This is a genomic window from Lactobacillus delbrueckii subsp. jakobsenii ZN7a-9 = DSM 26046, assembly GCF_001888925.1.
Taxonomy (GTDB): domain Bacteria; phylum Bacillota; class Bacilli; order Lactobacillales; family Lactobacillaceae; genus Lactobacillus; species Lactobacillus delbrueckii.
Map to the genome: position 1 here is coordinate 91,724 of NZ_CP018218.1, position 20,524 is coordinate 112,247.

Below are 20,524 nucleotides of genomic sequence, written 5' to 3' on the forward strand. Positions count from 1 at the left end.
GCTGTTGATCCCCTACTCGTCAAAGCGGCCGTAGTTTTCTACGGCGTCGCGGACAGCGGTGAAGCCGCGGCCTTCTCCCTTTATTCGCTGACCTGCATGCCGCGGTCGATCTTTGCCCGGCCGGTTTCGTAGTCAAACTGGTAGCCCGGCTGCACATTGTAGATATAAACGTTGAAATCCAGGCTGCCATCGGTGGAAACCGCCTGGAGGTTGATCCCCCGGGCCATGAGTTCCCGGCCTCTGAAAATTGGCGTTGCCTGGTAGATGACCTTCTTCCCGCTTCTTAAAGCTGACCGAACCTTGCTTTCAAAAATCGGCTGGATCTTCTGGTTAGAAAAGGCTGACTGGGTAAAGAGGTTCTTGGGGTTGTTCTGGTCACCGGACTGGTTCTTGGGGTTGTAGTTGCCGTCCTGGTCGATGCCGGCGGAAACTGAGTAGGCAATCAGGTGGCCCCGGTTGTAGATCTGGGTCCCGTTTTGCCGGTTGGAGTGCCAGCCGGTTGGCTGGACGTACTGCCTGACTCTTAAAGAGTCGTTAGCCACGTTCCGCTTCTCCAAAAAGGCGGTGTTGGATCTGGAAGTCCGGTTCTGGCTATCCAGGTTGGAGTAAATGACCCGGTTGACCTTCCAGGCGCTTTTCACCAAGGTGGAGTGGTTATTGTTAACATAGTGCCAGCCCTTGCCTCCGGATTTAAAAGTTTCCTGGGCTAATTTCTGGTAGTCGCTCTTAGCTAATCCCCCGTAGACGGTTTTAGCCGTTTGGGCCGAGCTGACCGCACTTGATGAAGTACTGGTATTTGAACTGGAACTAGTTAAATTTCCCTGGCCGCCCTTGGTGTAGACGCCCCAAATAATTGCCGCCGCGGCGATAGCGACCGACAGCAGGCTGGTATTTTGACGCTTCTTGCGCCTGCGTTTTTTTGCCATTTCTTTTCCTCGCTTTTTAAACTAAAACTATTTTAGAGGATTTTTCCCGGAAACCAAAAGATTTAAACTATAATTGAGAGAAAAAGCAAGCAATACTTATCTAATAGAAAGGCAAAGGAAAAAAATTATGGAAGAATTCAAACTAAATGACGGAAACCAGATTCCAAAGATCGGCTTTGGCACATACAAGATCAAGGGCTACCAAGGGGCCCGGGCCATCAGCCAGGCGATTGAAAATGGCTACCGGCTCCTGGACTCAGCCGCCCGCTATGAAAACGAAGGGGCCCTGGGCAAGGCAATCAGAAGCAGCTCTGTTGCCAGAAGCCAGCTCTTTGTGACCTCAAAACTGCCGGGAGCCCACCACGAATACAAGGCCGCGATTAACGAACTGGAAGAAGGGCTTTTAAGAAGCGGGCTGGACTATTTTGACCTCTACTTGATCCACTGGCCAAATCCTCTGGAAGACCACTATGTAGAAGCCTGGCAGGCCTTGATCGACGCGCAAAGATTTGGCTTGGTCCGGTCGATTGGGGTGTCGAATTTTGAACCCGGGCATATCGACCGCTTGATCAAGGAAACCGGGGTTACGCCAGCCGTCAACCAGGTTGAGCTGCATCCCTACTGGTCCAGCCGCGCCGTCCGGGCTTATGACGATGAGCATGGGATCGTTACGGAAGCCTGGAGTCCGCTCATGCGGGCCGGGGAAGTTTTCCAGGAAGATTTGATTCAAAAGCTGGCCGCTAAGTATGGCAAGAGCCCGGCTCAAGTAATTTTGCGCTGGGAAGTCCAACTGGGGGTAGTGCCAATTCCAAAGGCTTCCTCCAGCCAGCACCAGTTGAGCAACCTGGACATTTTTGACTTCAGCTTAACTGAAGAGGAAGTGACCGCCTTGACGGACTTGGACAAGGCAGATGGCCGCCGGCCCGACCGCGACCCTAACCAGCACCAGGAATTTTAAGCAGTGGAAATAATCAAGAAATAATCTGATTTTTCAAAAAAACCAAGTCCAATATGTCACATGCCCCCTACAGGAAGCGGTATCATATATAGAATATAGCTTTTTAAACTTGGAGGCACCATGATGACAAAAACAGAAAAAACTTTTTCAACGATAATCAAGACCGTCAACTGCTTGATGTTCCTGGCCGAAGCAGTTTTAATCTGGTTCATGGGCGCGGAACTGGTCGGTTTTCAAACAAAAGCCAAAGATCTGATCATTGGCTAGTCACTAATCATTGCTTCCGTTGCCCTCGTATTGGCGGCTATCCTAATCTGGACAAGCAAGTTTTCCGTCCTCTTCTGGATCACCGAAGTTGCCTTGCTTGCCAGCTTCATCATTTTAACTATTTTCCGGATCATGGATGTTGGTACAGCCTTTGACATACTTGGTTCAGCCGCGATTCTTGCCCTCATCCGTTATGGCAAATTTACCAAGCCCTACATCGGGCCAATCGTGGTCGTGGCCATCAACTTGGCTTATCTCTTGCTTTTAATCTTCTATTACGACTTCTTCAATTTCTCCTACTAAGGAAAAAGTAAAAGGCAAAATTTCCAGCAATAACAAAACTGAGCTCACATTAATATGAGCTCAGTTTTTTCTATATTCAGCTAATTTTTCCCGCTACTTTTGCATCCCCTGCAATAAGGCAAAGAGAGCACCGTAGAGGTTGGTATCATTTCTGAACTTGGCCGCCACGATTTCCGGCGGGAAGATCTTGCTTGCCTCTTCATTGCCGGACTTGATGGCTGCAAAAGCCGCCAAACCGTCAGCAAGGTCTTCATTGCCCAGCTCCTGGTTGACCCTTTCCACCATTCTGACAGCTGAGCAGCGGGCACCAGTATGGGCAGCCATTTCCTTAAGCCCAGCTTCCTGGTTCGTGATCATCCAGCTGAGTTCCCCAGCCTGGAAGCTGCTCCCGTGCAGAAGCTTGCCGCCAACGACGATCCCGCCGCCAACGCCAGTGCCCAGAGTCATCACCGCTCCGGTATCAACTCCCTTGAGTTCGCCCAGCCACTACTCGCACAAGGCTGCCGCCTTTGCATCATTTTCCGCGCTTGGCCTCTTCCCCTTTTCCAGCAGCTGCCCTTCATTATCCATCAAGGCGTACTTCACGTTGGTTCCGCCAATGTCAAAAACTAAGTATTGCGTCTTTTTTTATCCTCACATCCAAAAAAGCATCTATAACTACTAGTATAAGTGTTTGCAGCCGCTGCTTCCATGCCAAAAATTGACCAAAAAAAGGCCAGCCTTGAGCTGGTCTTTAATACTAGTATGATCGCAAAAAATGCTTTGATTAGTGGTGGGATGCACCGCTAGTTGCTTCTGGTTCAGCTGCCTTTACTTCTTCCTTGGCAGCATCTGCCTTGGTTGAAGGACCAGTCTTAGCGTCTGGGTCAGAGTTGCGGCGGTAAGTTGCGCCAGTTGTAGCGTCTGGATCAACAACCAGCTTCTGGCCAGTTACTTCGCAGAAGTACTTCACGAATGGGTAGATGTCTTGAACCCATTCGTAGATACCCATGTAGTTGCCTTCTTCGTCTTCCACTCTCTTGTAGTAGTGCAAAACGAGTTCAGTCAAGTTACCAGTTGGTACTGGCATCCAAACTGCATCATGGCCGCCTTCCTTGGTCCGCAGGGCGTGAACAACCTTCTTGGCATTTGGGATAACGTCACGGATGTCCGGGTGAACGGCGCCCATAGTATCACCAACTTGGGCTGGCACACGGCGGGCCTTCATCTTGTAGTTAGGGTCTTGCGGACGGTTGTACCACAGGAATTGATTGTTGTCGTCCACGAAAGTCATTTCACCGAAAGTGTTGCGGAGCATCCAGTTGATTTGGTTAACCGTCAGCAAACCTGAGTCCAGCTTAACGTAGTCATCGCCTTCAGCAGCATTAACCTTGGCAGCTGCCTTGTCCAGCCATTCAGGGTCGTTCTTTTCCAAGCCGTCAACAGTGTAGCGGCTGTGGCCAGTTGCTTCAAAATCTTCCTTCAAATATTCTTCAGGGTTCATGTCCTGCAGCCATTTTGGTTCTGCCATAATTCAGTCTCCTTCAGTCTTGCAACAAACTATTTTCTTTGTTTTCTTGTTTCCTTACTTATACTCTCCATTGTATCCTGTAAGCACTTACTTTACAAGAGTAATATATCATATTTCTTATATGTACAAAAATAGATGTTTTTCTTTTTACTAAATCAAAAAGCTTTTTAACATATATTTTGCTGTATAAAAGTAATAAAAAAGCCAGCTTAGGCTGGCTTAACCTTGTCTAAAACAATAATCTGGTCGAACATGGCCTTTTCCACGTCCGAAATCTTGTGGGCGACTTCGATCACCGCTACCTTCGGATTGCCCAGCAAAGTCTCATGGATCTCCAAAGACAGGCGGGGATCCAGGGCACTAGTGGCTTCGTCAGCCAGCAGGATCGGCCGGCCAGACAAGAGGGCTCGGGCAATTTCCACCCGCTGGATCTGCCCGCCGGAGAGGTTGTTGCCGTTCTCCCCGACCGGGTAGTCCAGGCCGTTTTCCTGGATCAGGTCATCCAGGCCCGCTTCATGGCAGACCATGAGCAGCTGTTCTTCATCCACCTGCCGGCCCAGAGTCACGTTAAAGCGGAGGGTGTCGTCAAACATGAAAGGCTTCTGGTTGACGTAGGAGTAGAAATTGTGGGCCTTGTACCAGTCCCCCGTCACTTCTTCACCGTTGATTAAAATTTCACCATGGCTTGGCGTGTAGATACCCATCATGAGGCGCAAGAGAGTGGTCTTCCCCCAGCCGGACGGCGCCATCAAGAGGATCTTTTCCCCCGGCTTGACCTTGATGTTCACGTGTTCAAAAATCTGCCGCTTGCTGTGCTTGGTCACGTAGGCCACGTCCCGGATTTCCATGCCGTCAAAGCGGTCGACCGGGTAATTGTCGTCTTTTTGCACGTAATTGAGGGCCCGCTGGGTTCTCTGCCACATCGGCACGGTTGACTTGACCTGGTTGAATTCGTTAAACAAGGTGACCACCGGGCTGATGAAGTTGATGGCCAAGTCGACCATCATGACCAGGGTCCCGACCGCCAGCCGCCCCTGCATCATCATGATCCCGCCGATCGTGCAGGGAATGATGAAGCAGAATAGTTCAGCTGCTGAGTAGATCAATTCCAGGGCCCAGGCCTGGGTCAAGGTCATGTTCCGAAGGGCCGTTTCCATGTCCCCGGCAGCGCCCATCGCCCGCTTGACGATATTAGTACGGACGTTGTAGAGGCGGGCTGACTGGGCCCCGTTCAAGCTGTCAGACACGTACTGGGTGTAGACGGCATTCTTCTGGGTCCAGATCTTGGACTTCTTAGTGATGATCTTGCTGGTAATTATCTGCACGCCGGCCGGAGCCAGAGTCGCCACGATAAAGATCAGGGTCATTTCCCAGGAGTTATATAAAGCAAAGGCCAAAGAGCCCACGAAGGTCAAACTTTGGTAGATGATGTCCAGCTGGGCCGTGACCCGGTTGGTTTCGATCTGCTTTAAGTCGTTGGTCATGAAACTCAGCCCGTCCTTGGTGTCCAGGCTGTTTTGGTCGATCAGGTAGCGGAGGTTGGCCTCTTTCAAGGTCATGTTCACGCTTCTGATGATGTTCATTTTGGTCGTTTCATAGAAGAAATTGCTGGCCATGAACAAAAGCTGGCCCCCGGCCGTCAAGGCCGCGAAGCCGACCAGGCGGCCGTAATCAGCCTTACCGGAAGAGGCAATGTTCAGCATGACCTTGAGCATGTAGGCCACGAACAAAACATTGCAGGCCTTGATGGCGGCCAGGAAGCTGAACAGGGCTACCTGGCTTTTCCGTGCGTATTTGAGACTCATTGGATAATCCCTCTCTTTCATAAACATTATAGCAATCTTTCCTATTTTTGCCGCCAGCATTGATATAATTAAGATAATCCTAAGAAAGTAAAATCTTGCTAAAGTCTGATTCTTGGCAAAGCGTGACAATTTTTTAAAAAAGAGAAAAAGACCGGAAAGACTAGCGGGAAAAACAAAGAATAAAAACTAGAAAGAAACGAGAAGACAAAATAAATGAAATTAGTTGAACTGCATACCAAAGCCGACCAATTATCCGGCAGCTACTATCTGGGCTACCTGGTCTACCAAAGCGCGGACGCGGCCACACTCATCAGCCTGGACGACGACGCCAATGCCGGCGGGGTCTTGGTCATCAATAACCAGGACATCCTGACCAGCGTCGACGAATCCCCCAGCCTGGCCTACTGCCAGCACCTGATCGATGAAGGCAAGTCGACCGACCCCTTCGCCCTCATGCCCCTCAACCAGGAGCTCCTGAAGACGCCTTTGACCAGCCTTAGCGCGGCCAGCCAAGCCGCACTGGAGAAGGACCTGGTCGTCAATATCACCTTAACCAGCGGAATTGTCTACACCGGCATCATCGCCTTAGCCGGTCCAACCGAAATCCGGCTGAAGCAGATCGGGGACGACTACGAGCTGGACCCTCTCTGCCTAGTCATCCCCCTGTCTGCCATCTCCAGCCTGGAATTAAACGCTCCTTTAAACAAGCTCTGGAAAAAGTACCAGGCGGTTAAAGAGCAGTTTGCCGGCCAGAATCCCTACGGCTTAGTTGAACTTTACCTGGACTGGCTGGATGACGCCCGCTTTGGCAGCTGCCTTTTGGGCCTGGTCCTGGACCAAAGTGACCAGTTCCTGCTTTTTGAAAGCTTGAATGACTATGGGCAATTAGAATCCATCTGCCTGGTCAACAGAGAAGACGTGGTTCATGAATCAGTAAATTCCGCGGCTATCGACTTCTCCAGCTTCCTGGTCGCCTACAACCAGAAAAATGAAATTTTTGATCCGGGCCACTTGGGCAAATTAGCCCAGTCCTTAGACCATGTCCCAACTGTCCGGGAAGTGATTGAAAAAGCCGGCAAGCAACTGGTCAGCGTTGACGACTATGAATTAGCCTGGGAAAACCTGGGCTACGTGACCGCGGTAGACGAAGCAGGCTTCACCATTGAGGACCCGGAAAGCGGGCAGGAAGTCAGCCACCTTTTTGAAAACGTCTGTGCCTTGGACTTGGCCAGCACCGAACTGGAAAAAATGCGGGAATTCCTGGCAGCCCAAAACCAGTAGGCAAATAAGGCATATAATAGATAAAGGCATATAATGAACTAGATAGTTATAGTTAGGAGATTTTTTCAATGAAACAAGGAACGACGATTTTGACTTTGGACAATGGCTACCATCTTTGGACCAACACCCAAGGGACAGGTGATATCCACCTGCTCTGCCTGCACGGGGGCCCGGGCGGCAACCACGAATACTGGGAAGATACGGCTGAACAATTAAAGAAGCAGGGGTTGAACGTCCAGGTCCACATGTACGACCAGCTGGGCTCCCTTTACTCTGACCAGCCGGACTACAGCGACCCAAAGATCGCGGACAAGTACCTGACTTACGAATACTTCCTGGACGAAGTTGAAGAAGTCCGGCAAAAGCTGGGCATCGATAACTTCTACTTGATCGGGCAAAGCTGGGGCGGCCTTTTGGTCCAGGAATACGCGGTTAAGTACGGAGACCACTTGAAGGGGGCCATCATCTCCTCCATGGTTGACGACATCGACGAATACGTGGCCGCGGTCAACCGCCGCCGGCAAGAAGTCCTGCCGCAGACCGAAATCGATTTCATGTACGAATGCGAAGCCAAGAACGATTACGCCAACCAGCGCTACCAGGACGACGTGCAGATTCTGAACATCAATTTTGTTGACCGCAAGCAGCCTTCCAAGCTCTACCACCTGGGCAACCTGGGCGGCACGGCTGTCTACAACGCCTTCCAGGGCGACAACGAATTCGTCATCACGGGCAAATTGAAGGACTGGCACTTCAGAAGCCAGCTGCCAAAGATCAAGGTGCCAACCTTGCTGACTTTTGGCGAAGTGGAAACCATGCCTCTGGAAACGGCCAAAACCATGCAGAAACTGATTCCTAACTCCCGCCTGGTCACTACTCCTGACGGCGGCCACCACCACATGGTCGACAACCCCGATGTCTACTACAAGCACCTGGCTGACTTCATTAGGGAAGTTGAAGCCGGCACTTTCCAAGGCGAATAAGATTATGAGGTCCTTATTTTTGAGGGCTTTTTTGTAAAAGAAATCTTAACCTTTGGTAAAAGATCCAAAGACTTCTGCCTTTAGCTTTTAGCCATTTTCAAGTAAAATAGGCTAAGACTAATCAGAAGCGTTTAGGAGGCAAAACTTTGACAATCGGTAAAGAACTACAGAAACAGCGCCGCGCCAAGCAGCTCAGCCTGGAAGCCGTTAGTCAAACCCTGCGGGTCGACCAAGCGACTCTGCAAAAGATTGAAGCCGATGATTTTCAAGGCTTAAACCCGGTCATGGTCAGAAGCTGCATCCGGCAATATGCCAGTCTGCTGGGGTTAGACGGGGCACAGCTGCTCGACCAGTTTACTGAGCCGGCCGCCGCCGGCAAGGACATTCCGGCTGCTAAGCCAGCCAGTCCAGTTAAAGAGAATGTAACTGAAGTCCGGGCTGCTAATCCGGCGCCAGTTAAGGAGGCCAGCCCGGCCGGCAAGGCCAAGGAAATTTTGGACAAGAGCAAGGTGCCGCATGGCTTCAAGGCAATTTTTAAATTCTTTGACACCATCAACTTGGACAAGCTCTTAAAGATCGGGATCTGGGTCATCATAGGCCTGGCCGTGGTCGGGTCCGTAGCCGGCGGCTTCAATGCCCTGGCTTCTAAACCCACCAGCATTTCCCACTCATCCAGCTCTTCCAGCTCCTCGTCGTCATCACCATCTTCTTCATCTAAGCCAGCTCAAGATTATTCCGCTAAGCCTGATGAAAACAAGCCAAGCCATGATGACCAGTCGAGCCAGCCGAGCCAAAGCCAAAGTAAAGAAGAGCAGGTCAGCTCTTCCAGTGAAGCCAGCTCTTCTAGTTCCGTGACCAGCTCATCTAGCCAAGAACAGAGCAGACAGGCCTCTTCCTCTAGCAGCCAGTCAAGCACTGACACGACGACTGATACAAACGAATAAAGTGCATGCAAAAAGCGCCCGGGTAACCGGACGCTTTTCGTTTACTTTTTTTGGCCTTAAGCCCGGCCCTTGTAAGTCCCTTCCAGGGTGTTGATGACCAGTTCGTCGCCTTCGTTGATGAAGTCAGGCACAGTCACAACCAGGCCGGTTTCCATAGTGGCTGGCTTGCCGCCGGAAGCTGCGGTTGCCCCCTTAATGCCTGGCTGGGTTTCTACTACCTTCATGTTGACAGTTGATGGCAATTGCACGGCCAAAAGTTCCCCGTCTTCAGTGAACTCCAGGATAACTTCGATATTTGGCATCAGGTACTTGACGTCGTCACCCAGTTGGTCGCCGGAAATCGCGTATTGTTCGTAGGTTTCCGTGTCCATGAAGTTGTAGCTGTCGCCTTCAGCGTACAGGTATTGGGCGTTCTTCTTGACGACTTCGACTAGCTCGATCTTTTCACTTGGCCGCATGGTCTTGTGGATCACGCTGCCGGCCCGGACGTCACGCAGGTCCATTTGCATAACGGTGTTGCCCTTGCCTGGCTTGTGGTGGTTAGCCGCCATAACCAGCATCAGCTTGCCGCCATCGTCAAAAATCATGCCTTTTTTCAATTCAATTGCTTGCATAAAAAAATCTCCCTAATAAATTTTTTATCACTGTTCTTCATTATACCATTGACTTAAAAGCCGCGAAGGTAAATTTTGTCAATCAAGTGCCCCTCAACCTTATGCAGGATCAAATTGGCCCGCTCCTTGGTCGGGGCGATGTACTGGCGGAGGTTGACCAGGTTGACCATCTGCCAGGTTTCTTCCGCCAGGCGCAGGGCCTCGTCTTCCGGCCCGTTGGCCAGCTTGTAGTAGAAGTTGCTTGGGTCATTCTTCTTCATTTTCATGATCTTCTTGAAGCGTTGCATATACCACTTTTCAATCAAGTCTTCTTCCGCATCGATATAAATTGAAAAGTCAAAAAAGTCGCTGGTCACCAGCTGGCCGCTTTCCGGCAGCTGCAGGGTGTTGATCCCTTCGATGATCAAGATGTCGGGCTTTTTCACATGGCCATAGCGGCCCGGGACGATGTCACTTAATTCCTGGGAATACAGGGGATAAGCGACGTCATTTTTTCCGCTGACCACGTCCTGGAGGAAGTCTCTGAGCATCTGCATGTTGTAGCTTTCCGGGAAACCCTTCCTGGGCATCAGCTTCCGCTTCTCCAGCTCTTGGTTGGGGTAGATGAAGCCATCAGTGGTCATCATCTGGGTCTTTAAGTCCGGGTAATACCGGGTCAAGAGCAGCTGCAAAAGGCGGGCAGTCGTGGACTTACCCACGGCAACTGAGCCGGAAATGCCGATAATATAAGGCACCTTTCTTTCCGGCAGCTGCAAAAATTTTGCCTTCTTAGCGGCTGTCGCCTGCTTGGCTTGGTAGGCCAGGTGGATATAGTTCAGCAGGGTCTGGTAGATTTCATCGACGTCCTTGACGTCCAGCTGGTCGCCCAAAGACTTGACCTTGGCCAGCTCTTCATTAGTCACCGCCAGCTCGGTCTTGGGGGTTAAAGCCGCCCAGGCCTGCCGGCTGAATTCAGTATAGTTTCGCATTCTTTTTACTTGTCCTTTTCTCATTCTTTATCTATTATAGTAGAAAAAGCAGGAGAAACTGGCAAATGCCAGCTTCATTTTTCAAAGAAATGGATGAAACAGATGAAGAAAGTCGTGCTTTTTGGTGATTCAATTTTTAACGCGTATGACGGGCAAAAGGATACCGACCGTTTGACCAAGGCCTTGTCCAAGCGGCTGGGAGACGCTTACGAGGTCGTGAACATCTCGGTTAGCGGTGCCTGCGCCCAGGACGTCCTGCCCAGAGTCGGCAGTCTGCCTGCCTGCGACATTTTGGTCGTAGAGTACGGTACCAACGACGCCGCCAGCTGGGGCTGCAGCGCCTATGACTACCAGGAAGGGCTGGAAAGCTTGATCAAGCAGGCCCAGAAGGTAACCGGGGCCAGCGATACCCTGGTTTTAGCTCCGTCCATGCCGGATTTGACAAACCCGGAAATGGCCGCGGCCTACTCCTTGGACAAGCTGGACGAGTACGTCGACATCGCGCAAAGAGACGCCGGCAAGACCAACTCCTTCTTCTTCGACTTGACCCACAAGATGGAAAAGCTGAAGGACCTGCCTTCCTTCATGATTGCAGACGGCCTCCACTACAGCGAAAAAGGGATCTCCTGGCTGGCCGATGTCTTGGCTGACCAAATCAATAAGATGGCATAGGGAAAGCGTCCGGTTACCCGGGCGCTTTTTGCATGCCGCTTAAACAGGAAAAATGACCGCTTGCGCGTCTGCTCTTTCATTTTTGCTTAATCTTCTTCATAATAAAATCTGAAAAGGGGGGAGAAAAGATGCAGGTAGAGTTTAAACAAGACAAGCAGCTAAAAGAAGACCAGCTTATCATCAAGGCCAAGAAACTGACGCCAGAAATAGAAGCGGCCCTGGCCTTTTTGGAAGAAAAACTGGCCCAGAAGATCACGGTCTATCAAGGCAGCGATGAAATCATCCTGCCCCTAACCAGCATTCTCTTTTTTGAGACCAGTGACCGGCACGTCTGGGCTCATGACCGGGAAGGCAGCTACCTGGTCAAGCAGACCTTGCGGCAGCTGGAAGCCAGCCTGCCCAGCGACTTTGACCGGGCTTCCAAGAGTGCCCTGGTCAACTGCCGGCAAATCAATGCCGTCAAGCGGTCCATTACGGGCTGCGAGCTTGGCTTTACCGCTTCTTACAAGAAGGTCTTCGTCTCCCGCCGCTACTACCAAACCCTGATCAGCCATTTGCACGAAATGAGGTAAGCACAATGAACAAGAACAGAAAGTCCGCGGTCAGATGGGGCTTGATCCTGATCGCTATCGCCATCCCCTTGATTTTAAGCCAGCTTTTTCCAGACTACTTTACCCTTTTTAAGCTCTTCAACTTAAGTTGGGGCCAGGTCTTCTGGATTCTCCTCTTAGCCTGGATCGCCTGGACCAGCTTCAAGAACCGGGCCCTCTTCTTTGGAATTTTTGCCAGTGGCTTGATCGTAAAAACCATCAGCGAAGCTAGCCACTTCTTTAAATGGACCGGCTACATGTACCTGGCCCTCTTCCTAATCGCCCTGGGCTGCCAGCTTTTGGCCGGAGGAAGCCAGCTGGAGGTCAAGATGAATGTAAAAACTGGCAAGAAAGACGATGACGGCACTAGCCTTAGCTACAGCGAATCAATCGGCGAAAATGGCGAAAAAGTTTCCATCGAATCCGTCTTCTCCAAATGCGTCCGCTACGTTCACAGCCAGGCCTTGCGCAAATTATCCGTCTCTACCGTTATGAGTCCGGTAACCATCTACTTGGACCAGACCCAGCTCAAGGATGGACGCGGCAAGCTAGATTTGGATGCGGTCTTCTCCAAAGTTGATATCTACATTCCCAGAGAATGGGAGGTCCAAGCCGACGCCAGCCCGGTCTTCTCCCGCTTCAACTCCCTTAACCCCAGCGGTTTAACAGCGGATTCACCCCTTTTAAAAATCGATGCTGACCTGGTCTTCAGCCAAGTCACCATTCACCGGGTCTAAAAAACTGTTCAGTTCCTTATTTAATAAGGCTGAACAGTTTTTCTTTTATTCTATTTTATTCTAATCAACCTTGCCCAAGTAATTTGACTTTTGTCCGAACCACTTCTGGTTGATCTTGGCCAAAGTCCCATCGGCCTGCAGATCCGCCAGGGCCTGGTTGATCTTCTTTTTCAAGTTCTTGTCGCCCTTCCGCATCCCTACCGCGAACAAGTCCTCTGGCACCTCTTTGTTCAAGATGACCTGGTAAGACTTTGAGTCTGCCTCGTGCTTGATGTAGTATTCCGCGTAGGTTTCATCCAGGAGGATCCCCTTGATTCTGCCGGCGTTGAGGTCCAGGAAGGCTGACGGAATAGTGTCGTAAAGGACCTTGCTCTTCGGCTTAATGACCTTTTGGCTGCCATCCAGCCAGATCTGGGCGGTTGACCCGCTCTGGGCCCCGATTGCCTGCCCCTTCATCTGGGCAAAAGACTTGATCCCGCTGGACTTCTTCACGACCAAAACCTGCCGGTTTCGCAAGTAGCTGCGGCTGAAGGCAACTTTTTTCTTCCGCTGGCTGGTCACGCTGTAGCCGTTCCAAAGGACGTCAATCGTCCCGTTTCGCAGCTCCGTTTCCTTCATGGACCAGTCGATAGTCTGGAAGTCCGCCTTAAGGCCCAGCTTCTTGCACACGGCCTTGGCTAAGTCGACGTCGTAGCCGACCAGTTGGCCGTCTTTTTGCCGGAAGTCCATGGGCACGAAGGTGTCGTCTAAACCGATCACCAGGCTGCCCCGCTTTTTAATCTTGGCCCAGGTATCTTTTTGGTTGGCTTCTTTAGTTAAATTGCTGCAGGCTGTTGTCAAAAAGCAGGACAAGACCAGGCCCAGCAGCAGGATTCTCTTAAACCATTTCATCTCTAGCACTCCAATGTCTTAACCTCTAGGACCTGGTCGGCCACCTTTTTGGCAAAGTCCATGTCGTGGGTGATAATCAATTGGGTCAGGCCTGACTCCTTCAAGCTCAAGATGAGGTCGGCCACCTGGTCCCGCAAGGCCGGGTCCAAAGCACTGGTCGGTTCATCGTAGCAGAGCATCTTCGGCTGCATGGCCAAAGCCCGGGCGATGGCTACCCGCTGCTTCTGCCCGCCGGAGAGCTGGTAAGGATAAAGGCCGCCCTTGTCCGCCATCTGCAGCTTCGTCAAAAGCTCCTTGGCCTTGGCTTCCGCTGTTGCCTTGTCTTCTTTTAGCGCCAGCTGGGGAGCCAGGGTGATGTTTTCCAAAACTGACATGTTGGGGAAAAGGTTAAAGTCCTGGAAGACCACGCCCACGGCGCCCCGCTCTTCCTGGCTAAGCTCGTATTTTTCCCCGTCCAGGCTCATGCTGCCCGCGTCAGCTGTTTCAAGGCCGGCCACGATCCGCAGAAGGGTCGTCTTCCCGGCCCCGGAAGGACCAACCACCGTTAGGATTTCCCCGTCCTTTAGGCTGAAGTTCATATTTTGCAAAATCTGCCGGTTGCCAAAAGACTTGGCTAAGTTTCTTACTTCAAGCATGTTTAGTCCTCCTATCTGTAGTATGAGTAGTACTTTTCCAGCTGCCGCAAAAGCAAAGTGCACAGGCCGATCAAAAGCAGGTAGATCAAGGCCACCAAAACCAGCGGCACTAAAGTCACGTCCCGAGCCGTAGCCAGGTTGCCGGCTCTGAGCAAGTCGCCCAAACCGATCACGTAGACCAGGGAGGAGTCCTTGACTAGGTTGATCACTTCATTGCCGATTGAGGGCAGGACGATTTTTATTACCTGGGGAATAACGATCTTTCTAAGGGTCTGCCCGTAAGTCAATTGCAGGACCTTGGCTGCCTCAAACTGTCCCCGGTCGATGGCCTGGTTGCCGCCCCGGAAGATTTCAGCAAAGTAGGCCGTGTAGTTCAGGACAAAGGCCACCAAAGCCGCCATATAGCGGGGGAAGGTCAAGCCGACGATCGGCAGGCCGTAGAAGACAAAGATCAGCTGCAGCAAAAGTGGGGTCCCCCGCATCAGCCAAACGTAGAAGTTGAGTAGCCACTTCAATGGGGCAAAGCGGCTGCTTAAGCCGAAGGAGACCAGGATCCCCAAAGGCAGGGAGAAGATTAAAGTTTCAAAAAAGATTTGCAAGGTCATCCCCGCCCCGCTAAAAAGGGAGGGAAGTATTTCCATAACGTATTTCATTCGTTTTACCCGCTTCCTAGAAAAATAAAATAAAAAAGTCCTCCCGGCCCCAAAGGGCCAAGAGGACGCGTCAGCGTGATTCCACCTCGTGTTCACCGGTCCCTCGCGGCAACCGGCCTCACCAGCTTGAAAAAGCCTTCAAGCTGCAGCGGTAACGGGCTGACCCGGAAGGAGCTACTAAGCCTTCACCCCTCCTGCTCACAGACGTGTGTTCAGCCAACCCTCGCTCCCCTTTCCACCGGCGGGAAGTCTCTATCTGTCCAGGCAGGCCTACTTCTTCTGTTCATCGCATGAAATATAACCGACTCTAAGTCTGTTTTTAGTAATATTAAGCCAATATTAAAAAGCCGTCAAGCTTTTCTTTTACTTTTTTACAAAAGTTGCTTCATTAGTTGGCAAAAGCGGACTCTTTTCACCAGCGTAAACCAGGTCCAGCTTGTACATGGCCCGGGAAGCGATCGTGTAGACCAGCTGGGTCTCGTCTTCTTCGTGGTAGGTCGCTTTAGAGGCATCCCACATGATTACGGCGTCAAATTCCAGCCCCTTGGCCAGGTAGGACGGCAAGACCAGGTTCCCTTCCACCAGGCGCTGGTTAGCGCTGGAGATAAGGTGGACCCCCTCAAGCTGGTCAGCCAGCTTTTTAGCCGCCTCCAGGTCCTTAGTGATGATGGCAGTCGTCAGCTTTTGAGCGTCATTTTCCGCTAAAGCTGCTTTCAAAGCCGCTAAAGCTTCTGCTTCATCACTTCTGCCCCAGACTTGCGGCAAAGGCCCCTGCCGGTTGAAGCTTTCGATTTTTTCACCATGGCGGAGGATCTGCTTGGTGTAGTCAGTCAGCTGCTTGGTTGACCGGTAGGACTTGGTCAACTGAACCAGCTTGGTCTTTTCCGGGTCAAAGAGGCCGGAGATCTGCTTTAAGAGGCTGCTGCTCTCGTCCTTGGTAAAAATCGCCTGGTTCAAGTCGCCCAGCATGGTGAACTTGGCCCGGGGGAAGTTGTAGCGCAGATAGGCCACCTGGAAGGCTGAGTAGTCCTGGATTTCGTCGATAAAGCAGTAGCGCATTTCCAGGTTAGTCTGGCGGGCAATGATCTGGTCGTAAAGGTAAAGATAGGCTGAAGCATCCCGGAGGTCAATTTCCTGCTCTTTAAACTTAGCCTTAACTTCTTCAACATGGGCCAGCCATTCTTCTTCGCTGATCCCGTACTTGGCCAGGTCCGTCATCTTCGGCACGGCCCGCAAAAAGGCCAGGTACTGACCCCGCAGGTTCAAGAAGCCGTTGTGGTTGATCCGGCGGGCAACTTTAGCCAGGTGCTTGATAACAATCTTTTTACCCAGGAAGGCCCGTTCAGCCTTTTCTGAAGAGAATTCCTGGTCCGGCCGGTCGTACATGTCCAGCATCTGCTCGCGGCTGAGCCCTTCGATTTCCCGGCTGACCCAGACCTTGCGGGCTTCACTGGCCACCCGTTTGTTCAAGCGGCGGATCAGTTCCTCGCGGGTAGCGTCAATCCGGTTGCCCAGCTTGTAGTTTTCATTGAAGGAGTAGTAGATCTCCTTGATTTCTTCCTTGCTGAAAAACGGCTTCTTTTTGGTCCGGAAATAGATATTGCGGAAGATCATGCCGGACTGGTTCAGGTGCTGGCCGTAGCGGGTAGCCAGCTTGTAGAAGGCCAGCGAATCCTTGAAGCGGCCGATTGCCGTGTCAGCCTGCCGGTCTTCAAACTGGTCAAAGAGGTTCTGCACCTTCATCTTCGGCAAGCGGCGGGCGATAAACTGCCAGTAGGTCATCTGGACCATGTTCTGCTCGCCCATTTCCGGCAGGACGTTTTCGATGTAGTCGTTAAAAAGCTGGTTAGGACTGAACATGATCACATTCCCGCTCTTGAGGTTGCCCCGGTAGCGGTACAAGAGGAAGGCGATCCGCTGCAGGATGGCACTGGTCTTGCCAGACCCGGCCGCCCCCTGGACAAAAAGCAGGTCGCTGGTCGTATCCCGGATAATCTTGTTTTGCTCCTTTTGGATGGTCTTGACGATGGACTTCATCTGGATGGAGGACTTTTCTGACAGAACTTCCATCAGCATCTGGTCGCCGATGGTTTCGTCGGTGTCGAACATGTTGATGATGGTTCCGTCTTCGATCATGAACTGCCGCTTCTTGCTCATGTTGACTTCAACCGGCCCTTCCGGTGAGTAGTAGGTTACCTTGCCGATCTTGCCATCGTAGTAGATTGAGGAGATCGGGGCCCGCCAGTCATAGATCAAAAGCTCATTGTTCTCGTCCATGAAGGAGGCCAGGCCAATATAGATGCTTTCCGGCTCTTCGCCAGCCTCCTCAAAGTCGACCCGGGCGAAGTAAGGATGGACATGCAGCCGCTTTAAAGTAGATAGTTCGCGGGCGTTGACCTGCCAGGCATTGTCGCGTTCTTTGAGCATTTGCTGCTGCTGCTGAATCGACAGGGCAGTGTCCATTGAGGTCGAGTAGTCGTCATAGTCCAGGCGAATATCATCATAGAAGTGGGCGCTGATGTTGCGGGCTTCGGCCTTGTCTTTAGCGATAGCCTGCTGCAGCTTGTCCCTCTTTTGATCAATCTTTTGCAGGACCTGGTCCAAGTGGGCTTGTTCTGCTTTGCGGTCTGAGTTTTCTACCATGTAATATATGCACCTTTTCTAAAAAAATAAACTCCAACAGCTTTTCTTTGAAAAAACTTGCCTAATATTCTACCATTTTTCAGCTTAAAACTAAAGCCAGACCGCCTTAGGAAAAGCTTAAGCAGTTTCAGCGGCCTTTTTGCTAGGAAAAAGAGCTGGCAAATCTTATAATAATTAGCGCAAAGGAGAAAATTGATGCGACGATTTTTTAATTTCATCAAGAACCTGCTCATCTTAGCGATCATGGCCGCGGCCGTGGTCAACTACCATGAGCAAATACAGACTTTCCTGCTGGAAGCAGCGGGCACGGCCAGCACTTATCTGGAGCAGAAAGGCTTAAAGAGCAAGACTCTGGATTTAAGCGGCGGCATCGTTGCTGAAAACAATAAGAAGGTCACTAAGAACACGACCGGCTACCGCTGGCCAAAGGCGACGGCCAAGGTCTACATCGGGGTCAAGCAAACCGACCTCTACAACGCCACGGTCAATGCCATGGCAGCCTGGAACCAGACGGGAGCTTTTACCTTTAAGCAGACTAAAAACAAGAAGAACGCCCAGATCGTGGTCGTGGCCAACTCCAAGAACAACGGGGCAGCGGGCCTGACTACCTACAAGTATCTCAGCCACACCAACCGGCTCTACTCAGCCCAGGTGGCTCTGAACACCTACTATCTGGAAAACGACTATTACAACTACACGCAGGCCAGAATCGTCAACACGGTTGAACACGAATTAGGCCACGCGATCGGCTTAGACCACCGGACCGGGGTTACTGTCATGTACCCGATCGGATCCATCTACACGATCCAGCCAAAGGACATCAAGCTGGTTAAGAAGATTTACAAGAGCAAGTCATAAGGCAAGTTAGAAAAATGAAACGGATTTATCTGGTTAGACACGGGAAAACTTTTATCAACAAGTACAACAAGATGCAGGGCTGGTGCGACACCCCCTTGACTGACGAAGGCCGGGAAGGCGCAGAAAAGGCCGCTGAGGCCTTGCAGGAGCTGCCCTTGGACATTGCCCTGTCTAGCAACACTTTACGGGCCAGCGAGACCTGTGAAATCATCATGGAGAAGAACTGCAACAGGGACCTGCTCCAGCACCTGGCCTACCCTTACTTCAGAGAGCATTTCTAGGGCTACTTTGAGGGGATGGACAATGACGTGGCCTGGCGGATGGTCGGCGCGGCCCACGGCTTTACTAACGCTGCTGATTTGGCTGAACACGCGACTTGCGACCAGATAGCTGACTGGACCAAGGAGGCTGACCCCTACCACGATGCTGAAGACAGCAAGGAATTTTGGGCCCGCTGGCAGAAAGGTTTTGACTTGATCCAGCAATTGGACGGGGCAGAAAATATCCTGCTGGTCAGCCACGGTTTTGCTATCAAGACCCTGGCCCAGAAATTTGCGGTGGACGGGATCGACACGACCGTTCACCCGAGAAATTCATCAATTTCAACTTTAGTGATGGATGAAGCTGGCAATTTGCAGATGACCAGTTACAACAAATTGCAGCTGTAATTTTTACCAGATTTTTACGGACAAAAGGCTTACAAGTTAGCATAGAGCTACTATAATATGAGCCGACAAGAGACAAGATTCCAGTTTAAGGATGGAGCGCAATTAAATATATGAGAACGAAGATTTTTGGTCACCGCGGTTATCCAGCCAAGTTCCCGGAGAATTCCCTGGAGGGCTTTGACTACTGCATGCATCACGGAGCTGAGGGGATCGAATTCGATGTCCACTTAACCCGTGACGGGGTGCCAGTGATCATGCATGATGAGAACATCAAGCGGACCACTAATGGCAAGGGCCTGATCAAGGATTTCAGCTTGGCGGAATTGGACCAGTTCCACCTGGCCAATGGCGAGCGGATCCCCCGTTTGAAGGACCTCTTCCAGCTGACTGAAGAATCTGGCTATGAAGGCCAGCTGAATCTGGAGATGAAGACCAATAAGTTCGATTATCCAGGCTTGCCGGAGAAGATTTTTGCCCTGGCGGACCAGTTCAAGTTCAATCAGGAGATCATCTACTCCTCCTTTAATTTGCAGACCTTGATCCACGCGCAGAAGATCCGGCCGAAGGAAAACTACAATTTCTTGACCGACAAGCGGATCAAGGACCCGGCAGCTTTTGTCAAGGAGCACGGCTTTGAGGGGGTCCACCCCAAGCGCTTGCTCGACACGGACACGCCGGAGCGGATCTGGACGGTGGACAGTCCCCTGCGGGCCAAGAAGATTATTGAGTACGGCGCGGCCGGCTTTTTCACCAACAAGTTCGAAGATATGATGGACCTGCGCAAGCGGGTGGCAAATTACTAACGCGAATATATGAGGAGAGTTGCCTTAGCGGGCAGCTCTTTTTTGCGCGGTTATTTTGCTAACGCCTCTATCAGCAGCAATCTGTCGCATTGTTTTGTTCATATAGCCGTCCTCATCTCGTGCAATATAAGATCAATTATAGCAATGGCTACACACGACTACCCATAAAAATACCCGAAACGATTTCTAATAACGCTTCGGGTCACTTATTTGAATCGGATTTTAGGCTTTGTTTCAAGCTGTTTCTGGACGATCCGTTAGTGTACAATCTAACGGATCAATTTTTGAAAGTTTATCAGTTAGTAATCATTGAGCCACAAGCTGTAGCCATGTTGTCAATATCGCCGTCCCAATCATTAACAGTATCTTGCTGAGAATCCAGCGTTTCTCTCCTGCAGTATTCTCTACTGGAGAAATATTAGACAGAGGAAAAGCCAACAATTTTTTGTGCCGAAATTCTAGCATCATCTGCACAATGGTTAAGATAACAAACAAGACAATTGATGTCCACAAAATCATTACACGGACACTATCGTCCAAAGAAATTATCAGAAAATCGTTTATTGAATAGACTATCCAGCCACCTAAGAAAAACACCAATGATAAAATCTTTGTTGTGCTTTCCAATTTGACTAATTGGTTCACCTTCTTAAATAAAGTTGGATCTTCACCCAGATATTTAGCTACTTCTATATAGGCTTCACTACGCTTTTGATGCGCAGCTTGTCGCCGTACCAACATTGTCAAAAAAAGAGAACTTAATAACACTGTGAATCCAAGCACACCAAGCATTAATTGTAACAACCCCAATTAAT

21 protein-coding genes and 2 pseudogenes are annotated in these 20,524 nt (G+C 50.8%); 12 read left to right on the forward strand and 11 right to left on the reverse strand.

Annotation, left to right across the window (positions count from 1 at the left end; translation table 11 throughout):
- Positions 1-80: 80 nt before the first annotated feature.
- Positions 81-926 (reverse strand): DNA/RNA non-specific endonuclease, encoded by an 846-nt coding sequence (locus tag LJ046_RS00580; protein ID WP_002879345.1) that lies wholly within the window; start codon positions 924-926, stop codon positions 81-83.
- A 127-nt stretch (positions 927-1,053) separates the two neighbouring features.
- On the opposite strand from LJ046_RS00580, the gene LJ046_RS00585 reads away from it, so the two are divergent.
- The 3 genes from LJ046_RS00585 to LJ046_RS10270 all read left to right on the forward strand — a co-directional run bounded on the left by LJ046_RS00585 (position 1,054) and on the right by LJ046_RS10270 (position 2,454).
- Positions 1,054-1,884: an aldo/keto reductase gene (locus LJ046_RS00585; protein ID WP_002879346.1), complete on the forward strand. Its 831-nt coding sequence runs from the start codon at positions 1,054-1,056 to the stop codon at positions 1,882-1,884.
- A 120-nt stretch (positions 1,885-2,004) separates the two neighbouring features.
- Complete coding sequence (locus LJ046_RS10265) at positions 2,005-2,151, forward strand: hypothetical protein (RefSeq protein WP_231128049.1); 147 nt, start codon at positions 2,005-2,007, stop codon at positions 2,149-2,151.
- A 30-nt stretch (positions 2,152-2,181) separates the two neighbouring features.
- Entirely contained in the window at positions 2,182-2,454 is a 273-nt protein-coding gene (locus tag LJ046_RS10270; protein ID WP_072557681.1) for a hypothetical protein, read from the forward strand.
- 93 nt (positions 2,455-2,547) lie between these two features.
- Here LJ046_RS10270 and LJ046_RS00595 read toward each other — a convergent pair.
- From LJ046_RS00595 to LJ046_RS00605, 3 genes and pseudogenes are all read right to left on the reverse strand, one after another.
- Positions 2,548-3,024: pseudogene (locus tag LJ046_RS00595) on the reverse strand (ROK family protein).
- Between the two features lie 196 nt (positions 3,025-3,220).
- Positions 3,221-3,964 (reverse strand): PAS domain-containing protein, encoded by a 744-nt coding sequence (locus tag LJ046_RS00600; protein WP_002879348.1) that lies wholly within the window; start codon positions 3,962-3,964, stop codon positions 3,221-3,223.
- A gap of 209 nt (positions 3,965-4,173) precedes the next feature.
- Positions 4,174-5,769, reverse strand: a complete 1,596-nt coding sequence (locus LJ046_RS00605) for an ABC transporter ATP-binding protein (RefSeq protein WP_002879350.1) — start codon at positions 5,767-5,769, stop codon at positions 4,174-4,176.
- 213 nt (positions 5,770-5,982) lie between these two features.
- Between LJ046_RS00605 and LJ046_RS00610 the strand changes: the two genes are divergently transcribed.
- The 3 genes from LJ046_RS00610 (at position 5,983) to LJ046_RS00620 (ending at position 8,977) form a co-directional block, all read left to right on the forward strand.
- A complete protein-coding gene (locus tag LJ046_RS00610; protein WP_002879351.1) occupies positions 5,983-7,050 on the forward strand; it encodes a hypothetical protein in 1,068 nt (355 codons plus the stop codon).
- A 68-nt stretch (positions 7,051-7,118) separates the two neighbouring features.
- Positions 7,119-8,033 (forward strand): proline-specific peptidase family protein, encoded by a 915-nt coding sequence (locus tag LJ046_RS00615; RefSeq protein WP_002879352.1) that lies wholly within the window; start codon positions 7,119-7,121, stop codon positions 8,031-8,033.
- 146 nt (positions 8,034-8,179) lie between these two features.
- Positions 8,180-8,977 carry a helix-turn-helix domain-containing protein gene (locus tag LJ046_RS00620; protein WP_002879353.1) on the forward strand — a complete coding sequence of 266 codons (798 nt, stop codon included), beginning with the start codon at positions 8,180-8,182 and terminating at the stop codon, positions 8,975-8,977.
- 56 nt (positions 8,978-9,033) lie between these two features.
- Here the strand turns inward: LJ046_RS00620 and efp are convergent, their stop codons facing one another.
- Together efp and coaA are read right to left on the reverse strand one after the other, a co-directional pair.
- Positions 9,034-9,591 (reverse strand): elongation factor P, encoded by a 558-nt coding sequence (gene efp / locus LJ046_RS00625; protein ID WP_002879354.1) that lies wholly within the window; start codon positions 9,589-9,591, stop codon positions 9,034-9,036.
- 53 nt (positions 9,592-9,644) lie between these two features.
- Positions 9,645-10,559, reverse strand: a complete 915-nt coding sequence (gene coaA / locus LJ046_RS00630) for a type I pantothenate kinase (RefSeq protein WP_002879355.1) — start codon at positions 10,557-10,559, stop codon at positions 9,645-9,647.
- A gap of 102 nt (positions 10,560-10,661) precedes the next feature.
- On the opposite strand from coaA, the gene LJ046_RS00635 reads away from it, so the two are divergent.
- From LJ046_RS00635 to LJ046_RS00645, 3 genes are all read left to right on the forward strand, one after another.
- Positions 10,662-11,231 carry an SGNH/GDSL hydrolase family protein gene (locus LJ046_RS00635; RefSeq protein WP_002879356.1) on the forward strand — a complete coding sequence of 190 codons (570 nt, stop codon included), beginning with the start codon at positions 10,662-10,664 and terminating at the stop codon, positions 11,229-11,231.
- Positions 11,232-11,359: 128 nt separating this feature from the next.
- A complete protein-coding gene (locus tag LJ046_RS00640; protein ID WP_002879357.1) occupies positions 11,360-11,803 on the forward strand; it encodes a LytTR family DNA-binding domain-containing protein in 444 nt (147 codons plus the stop codon).
- A 5-nt stretch (positions 11,804-11,808) separates the two neighbouring features.
- The gene (locus LJ046_RS00645; RefSeq protein ID WP_002879358.1) at positions 11,809-12,558 is read left to right on the forward strand and encodes a LiaF domain-containing protein; all 750 of its coding nucleotides are present in this window, start codon (positions 11,809-11,811) and stop codon (positions 12,556-12,558) included.
- 60 nt (positions 12,559-12,618) lie between these two features.
- On the opposite strand, the gene LJ046_RS00650 is transcribed toward LJ046_RS00645, so the two are convergent.
- The 4 genes from LJ046_RS00650 to helD form a co-directional block, all read right to left on the reverse strand.
- The gene (locus LJ046_RS00650) at positions 12,619-13,449 is read right to left on the reverse strand and encodes an amino acid ABC transporter substrate-binding protein (protein ID WP_002879359.1); all 831 of its coding nucleotides are present in this window, start codon (positions 13,447-13,449) and stop codon (positions 12,619-12,621) included.
- A 2-nt stretch (positions 13,450-13,451) separates the two neighbouring features.
- The gene (locus LJ046_RS00655; protein WP_002879360.1) at positions 13,452-14,084 is read right to left on the reverse strand and encodes an amino acid ABC transporter ATP-binding protein; all 633 of its coding nucleotides are present in this window, start codon (positions 14,082-14,084) and stop codon (positions 13,452-13,454) included.
- Between the two features lie 11 nt (positions 14,085-14,095).
- Entirely contained in the window at positions 14,096-14,737 is a 642-nt protein-coding gene (locus tag LJ046_RS00660) for an amino acid ABC transporter permease (protein ID WP_002879361.1), read from the reverse strand.
- A gap of 363 nt (positions 14,738-15,100) precedes the next feature.
- Complete coding sequence (helD, locus tag LJ046_RS00665; RefSeq protein WP_002879362.1) at positions 15,101-17,380, reverse strand: RNA polymerase recycling motor HelD; 2,280 nt, start codon at positions 17,378-17,380, stop codon at positions 15,101-15,103.
- Positions 17,381-17,575: 195 nt separating this feature from the next.
- On the opposite strand from helD, the gene LJ046_RS00675 reads away from it, so the two are divergent.
- The 3 genes and pseudogenes from LJ046_RS00675 to LJ046_RS00685 all read left to right on the forward strand — a co-directional run bounded on the left by LJ046_RS00675 (position 17,576) and on the right by LJ046_RS00685 (position 19,709).
- Positions 17,576-18,238, forward strand: coding sequence for a matrixin family metalloprotease (locus LJ046_RS00675; RefSeq protein WP_002879364.1), 663 nt, complete (start codon positions 17,576-17,578; stop codon positions 18,236-18,238).
- Between the two features lie 14 nt (positions 18,239-18,252).
- Positions 18,253-18,906: pseudogene (locus LJ046_RS00680) on the forward strand (histidine phosphatase family protein).
- A gap of 110 nt (positions 18,907-19,016) precedes the next feature.
- Complete coding sequence (locus LJ046_RS00685) at positions 19,017-19,709, forward strand: glycerophosphodiester phosphodiesterase (protein ID WP_002879365.1); 693 nt, start codon at positions 19,017-19,019, stop codon at positions 19,707-19,709.
- Between the two features lie 306 nt (positions 19,710-20,015).
- On the opposite strand, the gene LJ046_RS00695 is transcribed toward LJ046_RS00685, so the two are convergent.
- Positions 20,016-20,519, reverse strand: coding sequence for a hypothetical protein (locus tag LJ046_RS00695; RefSeq protein ID WP_002879366.1), 504 nt, complete (start codon positions 20,517-20,519; stop codon positions 20,016-20,018).
- Positions 20,520-20,524 lie beyond the last annotated feature (5 nt).

Coding starts and splice junctions, on each gene's coding strand:
- LJ046_RS00600 (WP_002879348.1), bottom strand. CDS start 3,964: ATGGCAGAACCAAAATGGCTGCAGGACATGAACCCTGAAGAATATTTG.
- coaA (WP_002879355.1), bottom strand. CDS start 10,559: ATGCGAAACTATACTGAATTCAGCCGGCAGGCCTGGGCGGCTTTAACC.
- LJ046_RS00675 (WP_002879364.1), top strand. CDS start 17,576: ATGCGACGATTTTTTAATTTCATCAAGAACCTGCTCATCTTAGCGATC.
- helD (WP_002879362.1), bottom strand. CDS start 17,380: ATGGTAGAAAACTCAGACCGCAAAGCAGAACAAGCCCACTTGGACCAG.
- LJ046_RS00650 (WP_002879359.1), bottom strand. CDS start 13,449: ATGAAATGGTTTAAGAGAATCCTGCTGCTGGGCCTGGTCTTGTCCTGC.
- LJ046_RS00580 (WP_002879345.1), bottom strand. CDS start 926: ATGGCAAAAAAACGCAGGCGCAAGAAGCGTCAAAATACCAGCCTGCTG.
- LJ046_RS00605 (WP_002879350.1), bottom strand. CDS start 5,769: ATGAGTCTCAAATACGCACGGAAAAGCCAGGTAGCCCTGTTCAGCTTC.
- LJ046_RS10265 (WP_231128049.1), top strand. CDS start 2,005: ATGATGACAAAAACAGAAAAAACTTTTTCAACGATAATCAAGACCGTC.
- efp (WP_002879354.1), bottom strand. CDS start 9,591: ATGCAAGCAATTGAATTGAAAAAAGGCATGATTTTTGACGATGGCGGC.
- LJ046_RS00610 (WP_002879351.1), top strand. CDS start 5,983: ATGAAATTAGTTGAACTGCATACCAAAGCCGACCAATTATCCGGCAGC.
- LJ046_RS00615 (WP_002879352.1), top strand. CDS start 7,119: ATGAAACAAGGAACGACGATTTTGACTTTGGACAATGGCTACCATCTT.
- LJ046_RS00640 (WP_002879357.1), top strand. CDS start 11,360: ATGCAGGTAGAGTTTAAACAAGACAAGCAGCTAAAAGAAGACCAGCTT.
- LJ046_RS00645 (WP_002879358.1), top strand. CDS start 11,809: ATGAACAAGAACAGAAAGTCCGCGGTCAGATGGGGCTTGATCCTGATC.
- LJ046_RS00635 (WP_002879356.1), top strand. CDS start 10,662: ATGAAGAAAGTCGTGCTTTTTGGTGATTCAATTTTTAACGCGTATGAC.
- LJ046_RS00660 (WP_002879361.1), bottom strand. CDS start 14,737: ATGAAATACGTTATGGAAATACTTCCCTCCCTTTTTAGCGGGGCGGGG.
- LJ046_RS00685 (WP_002879365.1), top strand. CDS start 19,017: ATGAGAACGAAGATTTTTGGTCACCGCGGTTATCCAGCCAAGTTCCCG.
- LJ046_RS00655 (WP_002879360.1), bottom strand. CDS start 14,084: ATGCTTGAAGTAAGAAACTTAGCCAAGTCTTTTGGCAACCGGCAGATT.
- LJ046_RS00585 (WP_002879346.1), top strand. CDS start 1,054: ATGGAAGAATTCAAACTAAATGACGGAAACCAGATTCCAAAGATCGGC.